This window comes from Rubeoparvulum massiliense, assembly GCF_001049895.1.
Classification (GTDB): Bacteria; Bacillota; Bacilli; order Rubeoparvulales; family Rubeoparvulaceae; genus Rubeoparvulum; species Rubeoparvulum massiliense.
On record NZ_CVPE01000003.1, the window covers coordinates 222836 to 242595 of the forward strand.

Genomic DNA, 19760 nt, shown 5'->3' on the forward strand with positions numbered 1-19760 from the left:
CTTCCTCCTAGGGTTCCACCGATTCGGCATCGTGAGGAACGATTAAGGCATCCTTACCCCAAGCTAGTTGTGCAGGATGCCTTAACACTTGTCGTCCTTCCATCACATCTGCCATAAATCCATCGGATAGTTCATACCCTAGAATCATGCCCAATTCAGGTTGAAAATATACGTCCTGAATCTGTCCCAATTCCTTCCCATTCACCGTATAAACCATCTTCCCCTTCAGGGTTTGATCGCCACGAAGCATGGTAATATACGAAAAGTCAGGGAAAGGCTGAATCACTTCCTCAGAAGCGATGGATATGCAATCTTCACCAATGGCAACAATCTGCTGACTGGGAACCATCTCACCTTTTTTAAAAAAGCCTTTCTCCTCCAAGAGAATACCCTCTAATCTCCAGTGCTCATTGAAAAGAAGGTCACGTACTTCCCCTACACATTTCCCCGTATCGATGGCAAAAACAGGTAGACCCAATACATGCTCCGCCTTTTGCATCACGAGGGCCGCTCTCCGTATATGTTAGTATGAGTTGGGATTAAAAAAAGAATGAGCGTTGAATTATCCCTCTATTGAGATATTTTGTAGACGCTCACATAGATAGGTGTAACGTTTCCCCTCGTCAGTTCGCTGGATCCCGTGCTGAAACGCAGCCAACTCACCGCAGAGAATTAAGTAGGACTTGCCACGAGTAACTGCTGTATAGATTAGATTGCGTCGTAGCATGCGATAATATTGACGACTTAGAGGGATAATAACCATGGAGAACTCACTACCCTGGGCCTTATGGATGGAGCAGCAATAGGAGAGGGTTAATTGGTTCGCATCCTTCTTCTCATAACGCACTTCGATCCCATCGAAATCCACCACTAAGGTCTCTGCATCAGCATCTTGTTCTCCTGGTTGGAGAATCGCCACCACTTCACCCATATCCCCGTTATAGACACCAGCATTAGGGTCATTCACCAATTGTAAGACCTTATCGCCTGTCCGAAAAACAGTGTCATGCCAATTGATTTCACGCTTCTCCTCAGAAGGTGGATTAAAAAGAGCTTGGAGCTCCTGATTCAAATTATCAATTCCCAAAACACCACGATACATGGGAGCCAATACTTGGAGCTCCTTGGCTTCAAAGCCCTTGGATAAAGCATTTTGACATACCTGTTTTACCACGTCTAAAAGCTGAGTTGATGAGCAAGCTAAGAAGGCGCGATCATTCTGCTTTTCTAAAATGTCCTCAGGACAGTGACCTTCCCGTATGGCATGGGCTAGCTGAATAATTGAGGATCCTTCGGCCTGACGATAGATGGTATCTAAGGTGATCACAGGGATTAATTCACTCTGGATTATATCCTGTAGCACACGACCTGGTCCCACCGAGGGAAGCTGGTGCACATCACCAACGAGGATCACCTTCACCTGATCAGGGAGCGCTCGTAAGAGTTGGAAAGCAAGATAGGTATCCACCATGGAGGACTCATCAATAATAAAGAGCTTCCCAGAGACAGGATTCTCTTCATCATATTGCACGCCCTCCCCATTCCAGCCCAGCATACGATGGATCGTCATCGCTGGCAAGCCCGTGGACTCTGCCATGCGCTTGGCTGCACGTCCAGTGGGTGCAATGAGGCGAACGGGATAGGGATCACCATCAGGATCACGATAATCCTCAGGATCCAATGAATGACCATACAGGTCACTAAACACCTCACAAATTCCCCGTATCACTGTGGTTTTCCCTGTTCCGGGTCCCCCAGTTAGGATCAGGATAGAAGCTTTCATTGCCAGTTCAATGGCTTCGCGCTGCTTCTCCGAATAGGTGATACCATGTTGTTCCTCAACGCGCCCGATGGATTTGTACAACTCATCGAGGGTAAATGTCTGGGTTGCTTCCTGTGAGCTAATACGAGATAGAGCTTGGGCCACTCCCCGCTCAGAAAAGTAGAGAGAGGGTAAATACACCCGTTCCTCATCCATGATCAATTTATCATCTGCAACCAAACCTCCGAGCATCTGAGTAATCTGCGTAATGGCTACTGCCTCTTGCTCAGGCTGGATCAACTCCAATGCCTTCTCTAAGAGTTCAACATCAAGCAAGAATACATGACCGTTCCTCTGACACTCTTCCTGGAGCACATAGAGAATGGCTGCTCGTTGTCGTTCTGGTGCATCTGGTGCCATACCAAGAGCCTGAGCAATTCGATCCGCTCGTTGAAACCCAATCCCCTCCACATCCTCAATCAATTGAAAGGGATTATGCTTACAGATCTGGAGTGCTTCCTCACTGTAGGCTTGATAAATCCGATTCACAAGCTGCGGACCAATGCCGAAGGGATACAGGAAGACCATGAGCTGCTCAATCATATGGTTCTCTGCGATCCCCTTTTGCAGCGTATTGATCTTATCCATGGATATCCCAGAAACCTCTGCTAACCGTTCTGGTTCCTGACTAATGATTTCAAGGCAATGATCACCAAAATGATCCACTAGCTTCTCGGCAGTCCTTACGCCGATGCCAGGAAAGAGATCACTAGAGAGATACTTAATTACCCCTTCACGACTGCTCGGTTTCACACGTTCAAAATACTGAGGTATAAATTGGCGCCCATACTTCGGGTGATTCTGCCAGTCCCCATAAAAGATCAGCCACTCTTCTTCATGAGGCAACGGAAAATAGCCAGCAACCACAATGTTCTTCTCCGATGGAGAGGAGGCTTCTTCCACTTGGAAACGGATGACGCTATAAAGATTCTCAACATTATGGAAAACAGCCTGGATCATCTGACCTCGGACATACTCCACTTCTTCTCGCTTCAACCCTTCCATCGTCCTCCTCCTCCCTCCTTGCATTGCGCTTCTTCCCGATCCTTACATCATTCCAAATTAATGGAGATGCTCGTAATCCTCGGCTTCATCGTGGGCTCCTTCTTCATATTGGTGGATCAGTTGAAGGGCTTGAGCAGAAAGCTGATGATCTGAATCAAGCTCTAGGGCCTGGGTTAATGCCGTCTTCGCAAGATCTAATCGATCAAGGTAAACAAAGGCGATCCCCAAATTGTAATGGGCATCCACATGGGTGGGCTCCAACTCGATGACCCGGGAAAAACAAGCTAACCCATACTCAATTTGTCCGAGCTTTGCATGAATGAGCCCCTTGTAGAAAAGGGCTTCAATATCATAGGGATTATGGCCATACGCTTCATCCATGTAGGAGAGCGCTTCCTGCGTTGACCCTTGCTCATAATAGATCTTCCCGATCATAAAATGAGCATCGCCACTTTCTAGTCCCTGTTGAATCGCGTTCTCATAGGACTGAATAGCAATCGGGTAGAGTCCTAAACCATACTGAGCATTGGCTAGACCATAGTAAGCCGTTGCTAAGGTTGGATCTAGCTCAAGGGCTTGCTCATAAAGAAGGGAAGCCTGCTCATATCCTCCCTGTAAGGAGAGAATATCACCTAAATTAATGAAGGGGTTGGGATAAGACGGATCAACAGCAACCGCTTGTTGTAGTAGATCAGCCGCTTCTTGTGGCTTCTCCTGTTCCAACAGCTCAAGGGCTTGGTGATGTAGATCCTCAGCTTTCTTTCGTATTGTCTGTTGATCATCTTCATGCTTCGTCAAATGATAAAACCCCTTTCTACTCATCATTGAGAACAATTATTTTCTAATCTTTATCGAAACATCCTGTTTGCCTCTCTCATCGGATGAGTTAGGCTTGTAGACGTTGAACAATTTTCGTTATTTCTAAGAGCGCTTGCTGCAGTTCCTCTACTTGAAGCTCATAGCCAAGACTAAAGCGGATGGCATTCTCCATCCGTTGCTGATCTAGCCCCATGGCTTGGAGGACATGGGAGACTTCAATGGAACCTGCAGAGCAAGCAGATCCAGCAGATGCCGCAACTCCTGCCAAATCTAAATTCATCAACATCATCTCATTCTGAATACCGGGAAAGCTGACATTGATAATATGAGGGAGGGTCTCCTCTTCATGCCCATTCAGAAGAGGTACTGGCTTGATCTTCAATAAGCCCTCCAAAAATACCTTTCGAAGCTGTATCACCTTCTGAAACCGTTCTTCTCGTTCTGTCAGCAATAACTCCACTGCCTTGGCAAAGCCTGCAATAGCTCCAACATTCTCAGTCCCTGCCCGTCGTTCCCGCTCCTGCTTACCTCCCAGCTGACGCGCATAAAGTGGGTGGGTTCGCCGAACATAGAGTGCTCCCGCTCCCTTGGGTCCATTGATCTTATGGGAGGAGATTGTGAGGAGATCCGCATGCAATTCCTCTACATCGATAGGATAATAGGGATAGCCTTGGACCGCATCCACATGAAAGGCTACTCCCTGCTCCGCTGCCAATTCACCAATAGCTTGAATTGGTTGTAATGTCCCCACCTCATTGTTACCAAACATCACACTAATCAAGGTGGTATCTGGACGCAACGCTGCTTTCAAATCAGCAATGGTCACACGACCATACTGATCTACAGGAAGGAAGGTAACCTCAAAGCCCCATTCCTCAAGAAAATGAGCTGCTTCCAGCACAGCAGGATGTTCAATCTGTGTTGTAATGATGTGGCGACCTTGCTCCCGTAACGCCATAGCTGTTCCGACGATGGCAAGATTATCTGCCTCCGTTCCACCACTGGTAAAGATAATTTCCGAAGGATGGGCATGAAGACTGGTTGCTACCAGATCACGAGCGCGATCCATCATACTCCGGGCCTGACGTCCAATCTGATGAAGACTGGAAGGATTGCCATAATATTGTTGATAATAAGGAAGCATCGCCTCCACCACCTCTGGACGAACAGGGGTGGTCGCAGCATGGTCTAAATCGATTACCATTGCCATCAACGTCACCTTCTCCAATTAAATATAAAACATATAGCCATCGGGCTCTTCTTCCGTTTCCTCTTCAATCATCTCAGCCAAGGTAGTACCATTGAGGACCTGAGCAATACTATCTCGCAGTCGTAACCAGAGGCGTCGTTTCGCTGGATCCTCTTCGGTCTCAAAATCCACCGGGCTTAAGGGTCCTTCCAAGGCGCGTAAGATTTCACCTACGGTAATCTCCTGTGGCGAGCGACTTAACCGATACCCACCATAAGCTCCTCGTACACTCTTGATCAAGCTAGCATGGCGTAAAGGAGGGATGAGCTGCTCTAGATAGTGTTCAGAGAGCTGATTACGCTGAGCGATCTCCTTCAAGGGCAGAGGCTGGTTCTCCTCATGGCGAGCCAGTTCCATCATCACCGTGAGACCATAGCGCCCCCGTGTGGTAATCTTCATTCCTCTTCCCCTCTCTCTCCTTCCTCGGTGATCCCGTGGAGGGAATCAAGGAAGGCTTTTAGTTTTCGTTCATAGCCAATCTCTTTTGGCTGATAGAAACTGGTCTTCACTTCGTCAGGTAAATACTGCTGTCCTACGAAGCCAAAGGGATAATCATGGGGGTATAAGTAGCCTTTCCCATGTCCCAACCGTTTCGCTCCTTTATAGCTTGCATCACGTAAATGCTGCGGCACATTGCCTTGTCCATGTTGGCGAATATAGGCGAGAGCAGCATTGATCCCATTATAGGAGGCATTACTCTTCGGTGCAGAAGCCAAAAAAGTGGTGGCCTGTCCTAAAATAATCCGTCCCTCTGGCATCCCTACGAATTGCAGGGCTTGTAAGCATGCTACCGCCACTTGAATCCCCCGGGGGTCCGCATTTCCAATATCCTCACTGGCACTGATCACCAGACGGCGTGCAATAAACTTCGGATCCTCCCCTGCCTCTAGCATCACAGCCAGCCAATAGAGAGCGGCATCAGGATCAGAGCCACGGATAGATTTAATAAAGGCTGAAATAATATCATAATGCTGATCGCCACCTTTATCATAGCGGACAGCACGACGTTGAATCGATTCTTCTGCCACAGCTAAGGTGACATGGATGGTACCATCAGCAGCCATGGGTGTTGTGGTCACAGCTAGCTCTAAAGCATTGAGTAGTCTACGAGCATCACCACCTGCGTACTCTACTAGGTGGTGAAATGCCTCTTCATCTACTTGGATATGGAGATCACCAAATCCAGCTGCCGAATCCTGCAAGGCGCGTTCGCCAATCTGGCGAAGCTCCTGCTCATTCAAGAGATGAAGTTGAAAAATTTGCGACCGAGAGAGCAGCGCTTGATTCACTTCAAAGAAGGGATTCTCTGTGGTTGCACCGATTAAGATAATCGTCCCATCCTCTACATAGGGTAGTAAAGCATCCTGCTGTGCTTTATTAAACCGATGAATTTCATCGATGAAGAGGATGGTTCGGCGCTGATCCATGGCTAAGCGATTCTTGGCCTCTTCCATTAGCTTGCGCAGATCCGCCACACCTGATGTGACAGCATTCAATTTGGCAAAGTGACTCTTGGTTTGTGCGGCGATCACCTGAGCCAATGTGGTCTTTCCTGTCCCCGGAGGGCCATAGAAAATGAGGGAAGAGAGCTGATCAGCTTCGATAGCACGGCGCAACAGCTTGCCTGGCCCTAATAGATGGCTCTGCCCTACCACCTCGTCCAAGGAATGGGGGCGCATCCGAGCTGCCAGGGGACCTCGTTTACCTTCATCCTGTTGTTGCTCTTCATAGGCTGAAAAAAGATCCATATAGCCTCCTCCTCCGTTTTTGTTCCGTCCTAATCTCTACTCATTATAGGAAAGTGTATTCCCAGTGTAAAGGTTGGTTTTCCATTGAAAGCCATGAAAAAATGAGCGTTTCAAGAACGCCCATTTTTTCAGTGAATATGAAGCGAAAATTATTCGAAAGAAAATGTATAGATTCGTTCGATCTTATGGCGATTACCTGTCGATTACATATTCTAGTCACTGTTTCTACATCTCATTCGATGCAGGTGTCGAGGCCATTCGGTCATTCCTGAGCTTGAGCAGATAGGTCACAACGACAAAGAGAAGCAGTGTTGCCAACAATCCGATGATGGTACTACCAGTGAAGCCTAGCACCAAATAACCGACAGCTGAAATCAACCCCACAGTTATAGCATAGGGTAATTGGGTTATCACGTGATCAATATGGTGGCTACCTGCCCCTGTAGAGGAAAGAATGGTGGTATCTGAGATGGGAGAGCAATGGTCCCCGAAGACAGAGCCAGCGAGAACACTGGCGAGGCTGGGCAAGAGAAGAGTAGGATCAACTGTAACCGCGATATCTGCTGCAATGCCTAGCATCACCCCAAAAGTACCCCAGGAGGTGCCGGTTGCCAAGGACATAAAACTGGCGATGATAAAGAGTAGAAATGGTAAGAAGGCAAGATTGATATGGGCATCCACCAGTCCTGCGAGATACCTTCCTGTCCCAATCTCACCAATAATCTCAATAATGGTCCAGGCAAAGATCAAAATATAGATGGCTGGAAGCATGGATTTAATCCCATTCCAAATCCCCTTGCGAAATTGCGGAAATGGGACATCCTTTTTGATGAAGAGGGCAAATGTGACCAGCATACCGAGAAGTCCCCCATAGAATAAGGAAGCAGCCACATCTGTATTTTCAAAGATGGTAAAGATGGTGACTTCGCCTTCCACAGCTTGTAGCCCCGTAATAAACATGAACGCCACGGTGGTTGCTACAAGCACGAAGATGGGAAGAACTAGATCAAGGACGCGTCCTTGATGACTATGGGCAATCTCACTTTGCCCAGGAGCAGCACCCTTGCTTGGATCCACCAGTTGGTTGTGGTAGAATGCTCGATCCTCATGCTCTTTCATTTTTCCTAAATTCAGATTGAAAATCGCTGTAGCAAAGACGAAGAGGATGGTAATGATGGCATAAAAGTTCATGGGGATGGTTTGGAGAAACGCACTCAATGGGCTGAGATCGGCAATCTGTAGCGTGAGAAAAATACCACCGATGATGGAGATAATATAGGCGCCCCAACTGGAGATGGGAGCAATGACACAGACAGGAGCAGATGTGGAATCGACGATATAAGCCAGTTTTGCCCGCGATACCCGCTGTCGATCAGTGATGGGTCTGCTCACATTCCCTACGATTAAGCTATTGAAGTAATCATCAATAAAAATGATAAGACCAAGAACTGCGGTCGTTAATTGGGCTCCAACTCGTGTTTTCACCCGCTTCATGGCCCATTCGCCAAAAGCGCGACTACCACCAGATAGGGCTACCAATGAAGTGATGACCCCAAGCATTAAGAGGAAGGATAGATTATAGACATTCCACTGATTGATTCCACCTTCTTCGATGAAGATACCTTTGAGAATTCCGAAGATCATCACAACGCTAGTAATCAGACTAGTGAAGATGCCAGCGATGAAGCTCTCATCCCCTGGCAATCCTGCATAGCTAAGCATAAATGCCCCTACAACAATACCGGCTCCTAGCGAGAGTAAAACCTTGCGCGTTAAAATCACCATCACAAGCGCTAACACCGGCGGAATCAAGGATAATGCAGATTCCTCCATTTTTTTGACCTCCTTCTTTAGATTGAAGCACTCTCACTAGATTATTCTTATTGTAAGCGGTTACAAAAATAGGTCAAATGGGCAATGAGCAACTATCAACCCTGCTGCCCACCATTTCGATTCATATTATGTCGATTGGAAAGTCTTTACGTGCTTCGTTACGAGAAGTACTCACCATTTCATATGAACTGAGAATACTTTAGTTTGATTCTAACAGATCGACTCGTCTAGTTCAATTTATATTTTGATTTTTCTGATTATTTGGATAGGCTGTTTTTGCAAGTACAATTCAAAATATCTTCCAATTACTCCTTAGGGTAAGTCATTAGGAAATATTGATATGAATTCTTTGTATTCTTTGGTTCATGAGAAGAGGATGCAGATTGGAACTTTTGAACGAGCTCTCTGATTTGCTGATTAAGCTGCTTCCACTCTTCCTTCGTCAGCTGAATCCCCTTCATCATGCTGACCTCTACATCCGCATCCTCAGCTGTTGGCACAGGATCCTTCACCAGCTCCTGTTCAAGAGCTTGGATTCCTTGATTGAAATAATCATAGATCTGCATGAACAATAGCGATGCATTTTCTTTGGCAAGTTGACCGTCAAAGGTAAAGCTTCGCGTAGCTGGTAATGTAGATTGATAATAGTTTTCTTTCATATTCCCTTTATACTCTGTCCTTACTAGCTCCACTAAACCCAACTCCTCAAGCTGATTCATATGATAATACAGCCTTGAGGAGGGTAAATTGACTTCGTCAGCGATCTGTTTAATCGACTTTTCTTCGTGCTCAATGGAGCGAAGGATCATCTGCTTCTTCTCATCAAGTAACGCTTTAGCAACCTTATCATTATCCATCTCCGTACCCCCTTACTCCATTCATCATAGCAAATAAACCACCTTGACAAAATACTTTTTATCGTTAAAATTATTTTTAATGATAAAAAGTATTTTTCCTAGGAGGTTGATTCTGCTGAAATTATTACGTGAACGTAATTTCCTTCTACTCTTGATCGGCCGTTTCACAACGAATATTGGAGATAGTCTTTATACCATCGCAGCCATGTGGCTTGTTTTTGAATTGACAGATGACCCACTATACTCAGGGATTGCTGGATTCCTAACCATGCTTCCAACAGCCCTTCAGTTCCTCACAGGACCTATTGTTGATCGGTGGAATGTGAAGAAGATCATGATCTATACACAGATCGGTGAATTTTTGCTCATTTTACTGATTCCTATCGCTTATTATCTGGGACTCCTCAATGCTTGGCTCGTTTTATGGATTATGCCTTTCGCTTCGCTTATCAATCAGTTTGTCTATCCTGCTCAATCCGTCTTATTGCCACAACTCATTACAAAGGAGCAACTTCCTCAAGGCAATTCTTACATGGCCATCGCTGCACAAGGTACGGATCTTGTTTTTACCGGCTTAGCTGGCATCCTCATCTCGAAGATTGGTTCGATTCAACTCTATCTCATTGATGCCATAACCTTTTTAATCGCTGCCTTCCTCTTCGCCCAAATTAAAATACAATTCGTGAGCAAGTCCACAGCTTCATGCAAAATCGGGACACAGAGCTATTTCAAAGATTTGCAGGAAGGATATCGATTTATCAAGAACTCCTTTATTCCTATTTTCTTAGTGGCAAGTATTGTGGCTAATTTTTTACTTGGAGCAGTCCTAGCAGCATTACCTAGTTATGCATTACAACGGGGTGGTGAAGTCTATTATGGCTACTATTTAGCTTCTTTATCAGCAGGCATTCTCATAGGTTCATTACTAGGACCAGGGCTGAGCCGATTTAAGTTGAGTCAAATTACCATAGTTGGTTTCTTCATCGCTGGCATACTCTGGCTCCTAGCTAGTATGATGCAAAGCTCTATGGTATCTGTCCTGCTCTTTGGATGTGCGCAGATCATTGTGGGAGCAAGCAATGTGCTATTTGCATCTACACTACAAGGAATACTCAATCCTCAGATCATTGGCAGAGTCTTCTCCTTTATCGCGAGCTTAGCTAGTATTTCTGCTCCCATCGGTGCACTAGTGGGAGGAATGATGGCAAGCCAAGTAGGAAGCGGAATTGTTTTTTTGAGTGGTAGCATAGGCTACCTCTTCGTTGCACTCTATTGGTTACTTCATCCTGTATTAAGAAAACTACCACCAATGCAGCAACTCTCCCTCGAGCAATCATTCGAAGTGCGTTGAGTATTGTGGTAGTTTATGCATTGTTGATAAGATGTTTTACGCTTGTATATAGCGCTTAATAGATTCTTCTAACTCTTCCAGTGGGACAGAGATGGTTGTCTGTGGGATACTGATTTGCGCTTTCACTAAGCCTTTGTTCGCTTTCATCAAGAGCTTCTTAAAGCCATTAAGCTTTGTCTTTTTCAAGGCAAAATCAGGATCCTTCGTTTCAATCCCTAACATTTTCTGTCCCATATACTCATAGATATAGACCTCACGAATCTCTTCCCATGGGATTAACCCTGCACCTACATAACTAGCATTTTCAAACAAACCATCCTCACGAATGATGATGGCTGGTTTTTTCACGAACAAGCGACTGAGCAGATAAATGAAACAAAGGCCAAAGAAAACGAGTACCACAATCCCGATCACATTGAAATATAATTGAGATGATCCTTCCTCCTCTATTCCCCAGAGAAAGAAGGCTCCTAAGGCGCAAAATATAAGGCTTACTAAGCCTAGTCCTAGCATTTTTCGATTGCTAGGGTAGATGACCAATTCGGATTGTTGCACCTGAATCACTCCTCTTATGATAAGGTGATCTATGCTAAGACCACGCACTCAAAATTGACTTTCCTATTTATATTCAAAAGATCCCGAGAAATTTCTTCCTATAAAAAGGCTGATAATCCTTAGCAATTTGTTGGCAAAGTTGATTGTTTGCCTGATACTCCAAGAAGTCGATAAATTCACCATCTTGCAAAGACGCTTGTGCGACAAGATATGCCTTACCAATCACTTCCTGATACTCTTTGTCACACTCCAACATCATTAATGAATGAGGCTCCCCATCCTCTGCTGGATTATAGTATTGTACGAGATACGCCTTCTTCACACGATTGTCTGATTTAAAATGCTTCTTCAACATCTGAACCAATGCTTCAGGGTAGACTGCGGGCTCTCCTATCATCACCTTGGTACCACGTTCAGCTTGAATAACTTGAGTAGGCTGAAGTAGAGTACCATCTAGGAGGGATTCAATCTCTTCTATTGCAAATTCCTTGTAGATCTCTGATGATGGATTTAACACTGCGGCTTGCCCACGAATGATCTGAAAAAAATCCTTGCATACGAACTGAATATATGGCGTCTCTCGTTTGATCGCTTTCTGTAAATTCTCCAAACTTGAGAAAAAAGGAATGATGGGGGTGCCATCTTCTTTAGACCATCTAGCAATACTTACCTTCGTCCCCTGTTGAACTACTCCATCTTCGATCTCCAAGGCTGAATGATCCGAAATAATGAAGATCTTTGCATCAAGCAATTCTTCATAGAACTGTAGTCTCACCAACGGGTCTTGTGCAGCCCTTCTTAATAACGATTCTATGTGATCCATCCTGCACCTCCATGGTTAAGTTATAACTTCCACTGAAACCATCGTCCATGCCCATCAGTCTGTGCAACTCTCTCACTAGAGGCCTTGCCATCGATGTAGGAATCGAGGTGAAGATCAGCGTCGTACTTCATTGGTTTGGACCAAACGGGTTTGGAGAATATTGATTATCTCCTCACGATGCTGGAGACAAAAATGACGAAAAGGCTGATAAGCCTGCTCCACAGGCTTCGGTTTCTCCACGATGCTTTCATAATAGAATGACAGCTCATCCTCAGTGCCATTTAATAACAAAAAATGCACAGCTGCAAAGAATAGATTGGGAGTTGGTTGTCCGGGCTGGGAATAGCTAGCAAGTTGTAAGAGCTCTTCATCCTCGGCAATCTGCTGAACTAGGACTTCATATAAATCACTCGACCCATGACACTCATTTACTGCGAATCTACGAAATTGCTCCGCTACTCGCTCCTTCAGAATGACTCCCCCTCTTCCCCTGATACAAAATGAGTAGATGAATTGTAATCCTGATACTTTCATAAATAGACTAGTCTACTTGTGTTTCTATTCTATTATCAATACAATCATATCATAATATGGTAAATTGTGTAGATTTAAAAAGAGGGGATAATGACCGTGAGGTTTTCATTACTAGGTATGATTATAATCCATTTTTTGTTATTACCTGGATGTATGGAACGTGAGGATGCTTGGATTCAACTCAACCTACCTAACGAACAGCTTAAGAAAGTATATGATGCTTTTATTCTGCTTGAAGATGATCAGGGAGAAAAATCTGCCTATCATTTTGAGACTCAAAAAAGATATCCCGTCAACATCGAGTTTGAATCCCCTGATAACTTAAGTGAATTTCTCGATCAACTGGTATGGAATGATACATTTTATTTTCTTGGTTACAATTCGGAGGGACAATTAACCATGAATACGACCGAACAAAATAGAAAACAACAAGTTTTCACTTTCGAAAATCTTGATACAGAAATCGAGCATTTACATCTAACAGGTTTCTTTGAACATGAAGGGGAACTCTATGTATTGATCAATCCCCGTGAAGTTTTGCATGCCATTGGGAATGAAGGTCAACAAGCTTGGGAGAGAAAAAATGTAGAGGAACTTGAAAATATCGGTCTGGTTATGGATAGAAGTGCAAACAAGCATTAATTTTCACGCTAGGGATCTTCATGTGATGATTCATGCTAGAGAGAATCATGAAGTGATTCATCAATTTGACTTGCCAGAACCATTAGTTCTGTATAAAGATCATCAAGTGATTTATGCGGATGGTAATCGACTGAAGCGGTATTGGGTTAATCAGCCACAATCTGAGACGATCAAAGATTTTGAGAATACGATTCAAGATATTCAACTTGGTACCTATGGGTTATTGGTAATTGATGTTCATGGCAACGTCTTTTTAAGCCAAACATCTATGGAATAGAAGAAGGAACATGGCATCTACTTGTCATGTTCCTTCTTCTTTCTCTTCGTAATATTAAATGTTCAACAAGCGTCGTACTACCACACTGGCCATAGTAAGCCCTGCGGTGGATGGTACGAAGGCATTGCTAGCTGGTGGAAATTGTTGCTTTCGCGTCTCTACTTCACCCTCATCTACCAACTGAGCACGGACTGATTCATGGGGCTCCATGGGGGTCTCCGTGGAGAAGACCACCTCCACTCCCTTGGTAATCCCCACCTTACGTAGCTCACGACGGATGACACGGGCGATGGGATCTACCGAGGTTTTAGAGATATCTGCCACTTGAAGCATGGTAGGATCGATTTTATTGGCAGCCCCCATACTAGAGATGATGGGAATGCTTCGTTCCACACACGCTTTGATCAGATGAATTTTGAATGTCATGGTGTCGAAAGCGTCCACGATATAATCGAGGGGTTGGGCAAGGAGTTGTTCTGCAGTCTCCTCAGTATAGCGACAATTCCAGGTCTCCACTTCACAGTTAGGGGCATAGGTATGGATCCGTTCCTTCATGGCTTCTACCTTCCACTCCCCAATGGTGGCATGGGTTGCATGGATCTGCCGATTCAGATTGGTGATATCCACCTTGTCACCATCCATGAGAAGCAGGTGACCGATCCCTGTCCGTGCTAAAGCTTCTGCGGCGAAGGAGCCTACGCCACCGATCCCGATGACTGCAACACGGGCATGATGTAAGCGCTCTAAACCTTCGGTGCCGAAGAGTAATTCAGTCCTTGAAAAAGCATGTGCCATCTTCCACTTCCATTCCTTTCCTACGACCCAAATCAGATCTCAATCATATTCTTGATATTAGCATCTATGAACAACTTTCCTGATATCACCATATCTGATTTTTGACAAAAAAAACAGCCCCGACATGCCGTGGGCCTAAGTTTAGAACCTGCTCTCGCAGGTGGGTGCCCTGTCATCCACTTATCAGGTCCACCAAATCGTGGCTTCTGAGCGATGGCTGAACATAAGCTCCCGTATTACTCAGTGTTGGCTCTAAACAATAAGGTTTTACACTAACATCTCAGGGCTGTTTTCTCTTCTGAATATAGTTTAGCATAGCGCTAAAGCTTACTGCAAGTATAGATCAAGGATGTCACTGGATTGTAACCGTTTTTCATAATTTGTAAGTAAAAAGAAATATTTTCCTTATTTACTTTCCAGCTCAACCTTTAAGTGTAGCTCTTTTAATTGTTTATCATCCACAGTGCTTGGTGCTGCCATCATTAAGTCTTGAGCTCGGGCTGTTTTCGGGAATGCGATGACATCACGAATACTATTCCGTTTTGCCAGTAGCATGATCAAGCGGTCCATCCCAAAAGCGATTCCACCATGGGGCGGTGTGCCATATTCGAATGCATCTAATAAGAAACCAAACTTAGCACGAGCCTCTTCAGGCGTAAAGCCTAAGGCATTGAACATCTTCATTTGTAACTCACGTTGATAGATCCGTCGACTACCCCCACCTAATTCATAGCCATTGAGCACTAGGTCATAGGCCGCTGCACGAACGGCACCTGGATCTGTATCCAATAAGGGTAGGTCTTCCAATAACGGGCTGGTGAAGGGATGATGCTCAGCCACGTAACGTCCTTCCTCCTCATCATAGCTGAGAAGTGGGAAGTTGACGATCCAAACAAATTTAAATTGATCTTCATCAATCAATTGGAGCTCGCGACCGAGGATGAGACGTAATGCTCCTAATGAATCGAGGACCACCTTCTTCTTCCCATCTGCGATGAAGAAGAGAACATCACCGACCTCTGCAGCTGCAAGGGACTGGAGCTGGCTCAGTTCATCTTCATTGAAGAACTTCGCAATCGGTCCCTTCCAGCCATCCTCTTCTAACTTGAGCCAAGCCAAGCCTTTAGCGCCATGCCGTTTCACTTCATCCTCGAGACGGGTGATCTCTTTACGGGAATAACGCTCTGCCGCTCCCTTTGCATTGAGAGCCTTCACATCGCCGCCATTGGCAATGGCTTCCGCAAATACCTTGAATCCACAGTTTGCAAAGAGCTCTGCACAAGGGATAAACTGCATTCCAAAACGAAGGTCTGGCTTATCTGATCCGTACAATTCCATGGCATCACGCCACTCCATCCGTTGGAAGGGACGGGGTATCTCGATTTCATGCACTTCCTTCATGATCCGTACCATTAACTCTTCCATCATGTCATGAAGCTCTTCCGTGGTGACGAAGGAGGTTTCAATATCCAGCTGAGTAAATTCTGGCTGACGGTCCGCACGTAAATCCTCATCACGGAAGCAACGTACAATTTGATAATAGCGCTCAAAGCCAGCTACCATTAAAAGCTGCTTAAAGAGCTGAGGAGACTGAGGAAGGGCAAAGAACTCACCAGGATGAACACGGCTTGGTACAAGATAGTCCCGTGCCCCTTCAGGTGTACTACGAGTAAGCATCGGTGTTTCAATCTCCAAGAAGCCATGCTCATCAAGAAAATCGCGAATCATCTTATTCACTTTATGGCGAAGCATAATCGTCTTCTGTAGCTCAGACCGACGTAGATCGAGATAGCGATAGGTTAAGCGCTTGCTCTCATCGGCATCACATTGATCGCTAATGGGGAAGGGTGGAGTTTTGGCTGCATTCAAAACTGTAACAGCTGATGCCAATACTTCAATCTCTCCCGTAGCCATATTGGGATTTACATTCTCTTGAGAACGAGTAACCACTTTACCTTCAATTTGCACCACATATTCAGAACGGAGTGACTCTGCGACCTCTTTGGCTTCAGGATGTTGGGCTGGGTCGAACATCACCTGTACAATCCCGCTGCGATCACGAAGATCGAGGAAGATCAATCCCCCTAAGTCACGACGTTTCTGTACCCAACCTACCAATTTGACTGCGCTACCATCGTAGGAGCGACGAAGCTCACCACAGTGATGTGAACGGAATGGTTCCATCATCATTCATCCTCTCTATTTTTTTTCAATTTCTCAGCTAAGACAGTTTCAAGTTGGGAGAGAGCGACCTCCTGTTGCTCCCCTGTAGCCATTTCCTTGAAAACGACCACATTTTTAGCTAATTCGTCTTCACCTAATAGGAGGACAAAGGGAATCTCTAGACGATCCGCTGCTTTGATCTGCCCTTTCATCTTACGTCCCATGTAATCCATGTCTGCAGCATAACCAGCCATGCGCAATTGCTGTAGGAGTCGAGCACCCTCCACATGGGAAGCATCATCAAGGGTCACCACATAGAGATCAAAGCGTGGTGTCATGGGTAACTGCACCTTTTGCACATCTAATGCCAATATTGCCCGTTCAAGACCTACTGCAAAGCCTATCCCAGGCGCTTCAGCAGGTCCACCCAATTGCTCAATCAAGCCATTGTAACGTCCGCCACCGCATAGTGTGCTCACAGCGCCGATCCGGCTTTCAATGATTTCAAATGCCGTTCTCGTGTAGTAATCGAGACCGCGAACTAAACGAGGATTAAGGGTAAATGGAATCCCTAACTCCTTGAGATATTGTTGAACCTTAGAGAAATGCTCGTCACATTCCTCGCAGAGATGATCAAGTATGGAAGGTGCTGTCGCCATCGCAGGATGACCAGCATCCACCTTACAGTCCATAATCCGCAGGGGATTGCGCTCCAGCCGCTCCTGACAGTCCTTACAAAACTCCCCGATCACCGGTCGAAAATGCTCAATCAGTTGCTGGCGAAACTGAGGACGACAGACTGGACAGCCAATACTATTCAGGTCTACAGAGAGTCCATCTAGACCAATCTCACGGTAAAAGTGATATGCAATGCTGATCACCTCTGCATCAATAGCAGGATCATCACTGCCGATGGCTTCCACGCCAAATTGATGGAGCTGACGCCAGCGCCCTGCTTGGGGCTGTTCATAGCGGAACATGGGTCCGATATAGAAGAGCTTCTGCGGTTGGTCAGCATAGCCGTGCATCTTATGTTGGACAAAGCTACGAGCCACACCAGCTGTTCCTTCTGGACGGAGGGTCATGCTGCGCCCACCCTTATCTTCGAAGGTGTACATCTCCTTAGTGACAATATCCGTGGTCTCTCCTACCCCGCGAGCAAATAACTCAGTCTGTTCAAAAATAGGGGTACGGATCTCTTGATAGCCAAAACGGCGGCATAAATCGCGTGCCTTCTCTTCTAGGTACTGCCACCGTTCCACTTCACCAGGTAGAATATCCTGGGTCCCTTTGGGAACACGAAAAGAATTCAAGCCAATCCCTCCTTTTATCAATAAAAAACTCCCGTCTCCAGCAAGGTATCTCCTTGCTAGGGACGAGAGCGAGAATTCTCGTGGTGCCACCCTTCTTCGGAAGTAAGAGGGGTATCCCCTTCCTTCCCTTTAAGCCGATAACGTCGGTTAACGCTTCTGGTTACTAAGCGGTAGTTCCTTTCACCAGTAGTCCTCAAGGATGTCATTCGATAAAGTGGTACTAAAGATGCTTCCAGCCATAGGCATCTTTTCTCTGCAAGCCCTACCTTACCTACTTCTTCCCTTCATCAGATCTAAGCATATAATTTTGAAATTTGAAATCAATCTTACTACTTGCATAATTGATTGTCAAGTGGGCTTTCCCTTTATTTTGGGAGGGCTTCATCTTTTTCATACATAGCAGCAAGGGCATTCAGCTTGCGCTCTAGCATATGAGAGAATTGCTCCACATAGGCCCTGGGCTCCTTTGGATTGGGTACACGCTGAATGGAGCCATCGGGTGCCACCAGCTTACTCACTGCCCCGCAGCCCAGCCCGATGATGGTCTGAAGCTCCTCCATGATAATAATATTGTAGAGACTCTCAAAACCAGGTAGAGCATAACCTACATTTTCGAGATTCCCTAAGATATTTTTCTGCCGATAAAGATAATAGGGCTGATAATTATGTGCCTTCGTCCAATGGACTGCCAGCTCCATCATCTGGGTGATCTCCTGACGATCGCTAACGTGATAGGCCTCGCGCCGCTTGGTCATAGTGGAAGCACGCTTAAACGAGAGGGTATGAATGGTGAGCGACTGAGGGAGTAGCTTTCCTACCTCATCCAAGGAATGACTCACATGCTTAACACCTTCCCCAGGTAAGCCGAGGATTAAATCCATATTGATATTATTCATACCCATGGCCTCTGCCATTTTATATTTTTCAATGGTCTCTGCCACGGTATGATGACGTCCGATTGCCTGTAAGGTTTCCTCATGGAAGGATTGGGGATTAATACTGATTCGATCCACCTTCCATTTTTTCAATACATCAATCTTCTCAGGCGTAATCGTATCCGGACGTCCTGCCTCCACAGTGAGCTCGCGCACCTCTGAAAAGTGGGGAAATGCCTGAGCCATTCCTTGAAAAATCTCATCCAATTGCTGAGCAGTGATGGAGGTTGGCGTACCACCACCAAAATAGATCGTGGTGACCCTTAGCTTGGTCCGTTGTAGCCATTGACCAATTGCCTTAATCTCCTCATGAAGCAGCTGGAGAAATTCCTCCACTTGCCCCTGCTTCGTACCTATGGCATAGGCAGGGAAGGTACAGTAGGCACACTTAGTGGGACAGAATGGGATCCCGATATAGAGACTTACCCCTTGGGTCTTCAGATCATATAAGTCTGGTAGAACTTGAAGCTGTCGCTGGGCGATCTCGTAGAGAAGGGCGATCTTCGTTGGCTGCACCAGTAGCTCCTCAGTCATGAACTGCTCAATCTCTTCCTGACCCTTACCTTGCTGCAAGAAGCGGTGCATCAGCTTCGTTGGGCGAATACCTGTTAGGATTCCCCAAGGCTGCTTTAAGCCCGTCCAATCCTCTAAGAGCTGGAGTAATACCGCTGAGACCACCTGTTTGGCCACCTTGCGTCGCTGTCCTTCGTCATCAATTACCGCTGTACGCCGATGCTCTGCCACATATGCCTCTTTGATCCTATCTGTGAATAATTTGCCTGTTGCCCGCAACTCATCCTCTTCATGAAGCGTCAAAACTATTGTAAAAGGTTGTGAGGGAAGCTCTGCAACCTGCGATTCAACTTGTGTAAATTGGACATCTACCTCTTCAAAGAAGAGGGGAATAATGCGCTCCAATTCCTGATGAAAATCAAAACCGTTTTGCACCACAACGATTCGCATCGACGTTCCTCCTATCTATTTGATCACAGGATAGCGAAGGAGATTTGGAAAGTCAATGCGATGATCCCTGTATGTA

At 45.7% G+C, this 19760-nt stretch carries 18 protein-coding genes, 1 other RNA gene and 1 other annotated feature; of the genes, 3 read left to right on the forward strand and 16 right to left on the reverse strand.

The window, feature by feature from the left end; genetic code table 11:
• Positions 1-7: 7 nt before the first annotated feature.
• From BN1691_RS01220 to BN1691_RS01255, 8 genes are all read right to left on the reverse strand, one after another.
• A complete protein-coding gene (locus tag BN1691_RS01220) occupies positions 8-499 on the reverse strand; it encodes a PRC-barrel domain-containing protein (RefSeq protein ID WP_076850072.1) in 492 nt (163 codons plus the stop codon).
• Between the two features lie 63 nt (positions 500-562).
• Positions 563-2827: an SF1B family DNA helicase RecD2 gene (gene recD2 / locus BN1691_RS01225; protein WP_048600422.1), complete on the reverse strand. Its 2265-nt coding sequence runs from the start codon at positions 2825-2827 to the stop codon at positions 563-565.
• A 57-nt stretch (positions 2828-2884) separates the two neighbouring features.
• A complete protein-coding gene (locus tag BN1691_RS01230; RefSeq protein ID WP_048600423.1) occupies positions 2885-3625 on the reverse strand; it encodes a tetratricopeptide repeat protein in 741 nt (246 codons plus the stop codon).
• A gap of 88 nt (positions 3626-3713) precedes the next feature.
• Positions 3714-4856: a cysteine desulfurase family protein gene (locus BN1691_RS01235; protein ID WP_048600424.1), complete on the reverse strand. Its 1143-nt coding sequence runs from the start codon at positions 4854-4856 to the stop codon at positions 3714-3716.
• 18 nt (positions 4857-4874) lie between these two features.
• A complete protein-coding gene (gene cymR, locus BN1691_RS01240) occupies positions 4875-5294 on the reverse strand; it encodes a cysteine metabolism transcriptional regulator CymR (RefSeq protein WP_048600425.1) in 420 nt (139 codons plus the stop codon).
• Positions 5291-6643: an AAA family ATPase gene (locus BN1691_RS01245; protein WP_048600426.1), complete on the reverse strand. Its 1353-nt coding sequence runs from the start codon at positions 6641-6643 to the stop codon at positions 5291-5293. Before BN1691_RS01245 ends, cymR begins: the two co-directional genes overlap by 4 nt.
• A 225-nt stretch (positions 6644-6868) precedes the next feature.
• Positions 6869-8476, reverse strand: coding sequence for a Na+/H+ antiporter NhaC family protein (locus tag BN1691_RS01250; protein WP_048600427.1), 1608 nt, complete (start codon positions 8474-8476; stop codon positions 6869-6871).
• A gap of 305 nt (positions 8477-8781) precedes the next feature.
• Entirely contained in the window at positions 8782-9333 is a 552-nt protein-coding gene (locus tag BN1691_RS01255; protein ID WP_048600428.1) for a winged helix-turn-helix domain-containing protein, read from the reverse strand.
• Between the two features lie 106 nt (positions 9334-9439).
• Between BN1691_RS01255 and BN1691_RS01260 the strand changes: the two genes are divergently transcribed.
• Positions 9440-10684 (forward strand): MFS transporter, encoded by a 1245-nt coding sequence (locus BN1691_RS01260; RefSeq protein ID WP_048600429.1) that lies wholly within the window; start codon positions 9440-9442, stop codon positions 10682-10684.
• A 36-nt stretch (positions 10685-10720) separates the two neighbouring features.
• On the opposite strand, the gene BN1691_RS01265 is transcribed toward BN1691_RS01260, so the two are convergent.
• The 3 genes from BN1691_RS01265 to BN1691_RS01275 all read right to left on the reverse strand — a co-directional run bounded on the left by BN1691_RS01265 (position 10721) and on the right by BN1691_RS01275 (position 12596).
• Positions 10721-11239: an STM3941 family protein gene (locus tag BN1691_RS01265; RefSeq protein ID WP_048600430.1), complete on the reverse strand. Its 519-nt coding sequence runs from the start codon at positions 11237-11239 to the stop codon at positions 10721-10723.
• A gap of 73 nt (positions 11240-11312) precedes the next feature.
• Positions 11313-12062: an enhanced serine sensitivity protein SseB C-terminal domain-containing protein gene (locus BN1691_RS01270; RefSeq protein WP_048600431.1), complete on the reverse strand. Its 750-nt coding sequence runs from the start codon at positions 12060-12062 to the stop codon at positions 11313-11315.
• Positions 12063-12176: 114 nt separating this feature from the next.
• Positions 12177-12596 (reverse strand): DUF2332 family protein, encoded by a 420-nt coding sequence (locus BN1691_RS01275; protein WP_053083674.1) that lies wholly within the window; start codon positions 12594-12596, stop codon positions 12177-12179.
• A gap of 153 nt (positions 12597-12749) precedes the next feature.
• On the opposite strand from BN1691_RS01275, the gene BN1691_RS01280 reads away from it, so the two are divergent.
• Both BN1691_RS01280 and BN1691_RS01285 read left to right on the forward strand, forming a co-directional pair.
• The gene (locus BN1691_RS01280; protein ID WP_147545545.1) at positions 12750-13238 is read left to right on the forward strand and encodes a hypothetical protein; all 489 of its coding nucleotides are present in this window, start codon (positions 12750-12752) and stop codon (positions 13236-13238) included.
• 25 nt (positions 13239-13263) lie between these two features.
• Entirely contained in the window at positions 13264-13515 is a 252-nt protein-coding gene (locus tag BN1691_RS01285; protein WP_048600433.1) for a hypothetical protein, read from the forward strand.
• Positions 13516-13569: 54 nt separating this feature from the next.
• Here the strand turns inward: BN1691_RS01285 and BN1691_RS01290 are convergent, their stop codons facing one another.
• The 5 genes from BN1691_RS01290 to BN1691_RS01305 form a co-directional block, all read right to left on the reverse strand.
• Positions 13570-14310 carry a tRNA threonylcarbamoyladenosine dehydratase gene (locus BN1691_RS01290; protein WP_048600434.1) on the reverse strand — a complete coding sequence of 247 codons (741 nt, stop codon included), beginning with the start codon at positions 14308-14310 and terminating at the stop codon, positions 13570-13572.
• Positions 14311-14422: 112 nt separating this feature from the next.
• Positions 14423-14600: non-coding RNA, 6S RNA (ssrS, locus tag BN1691_RS13990), on the reverse strand.
• A gap of 115 nt (positions 14601-14715) precedes the next feature.
• Positions 14716-16497 (reverse strand): aspartate--tRNA ligase, encoded by a 1782-nt coding sequence (gene aspS / locus BN1691_RS01295; RefSeq protein ID WP_048600435.1) that lies wholly within the window; start codon positions 16495-16497, stop codon positions 14716-14718.
• Positions 16497-17786 carry a histidine--tRNA ligase gene (gene hisS, locus BN1691_RS01300; RefSeq protein WP_048600436.1) on the reverse strand — a complete coding sequence of 430 codons (1290 nt, stop codon included), beginning with the start codon at positions 17784-17786 and terminating at the stop codon, positions 16497-16499. The genes aspS and hisS overlap by 1 nt, the downstream gene beginning before the upstream one ends.
• A 55-nt stretch (positions 17787-17841) precedes the next feature.
• Positions 17842-18083: a binding site (T-box leader), on the reverse strand.
• A 68-nt stretch (positions 18084-18151) separates the two neighbouring features.
• Positions 18152-19684, reverse strand: coding sequence for a coproporphyrinogen III oxidase (locus tag BN1691_RS01305; RefSeq protein WP_048600437.1), 1533 nt, complete (start codon positions 19682-19684; stop codon positions 18152-18154).
• Positions 19685-19760 lie beyond the last annotated feature (76 nt).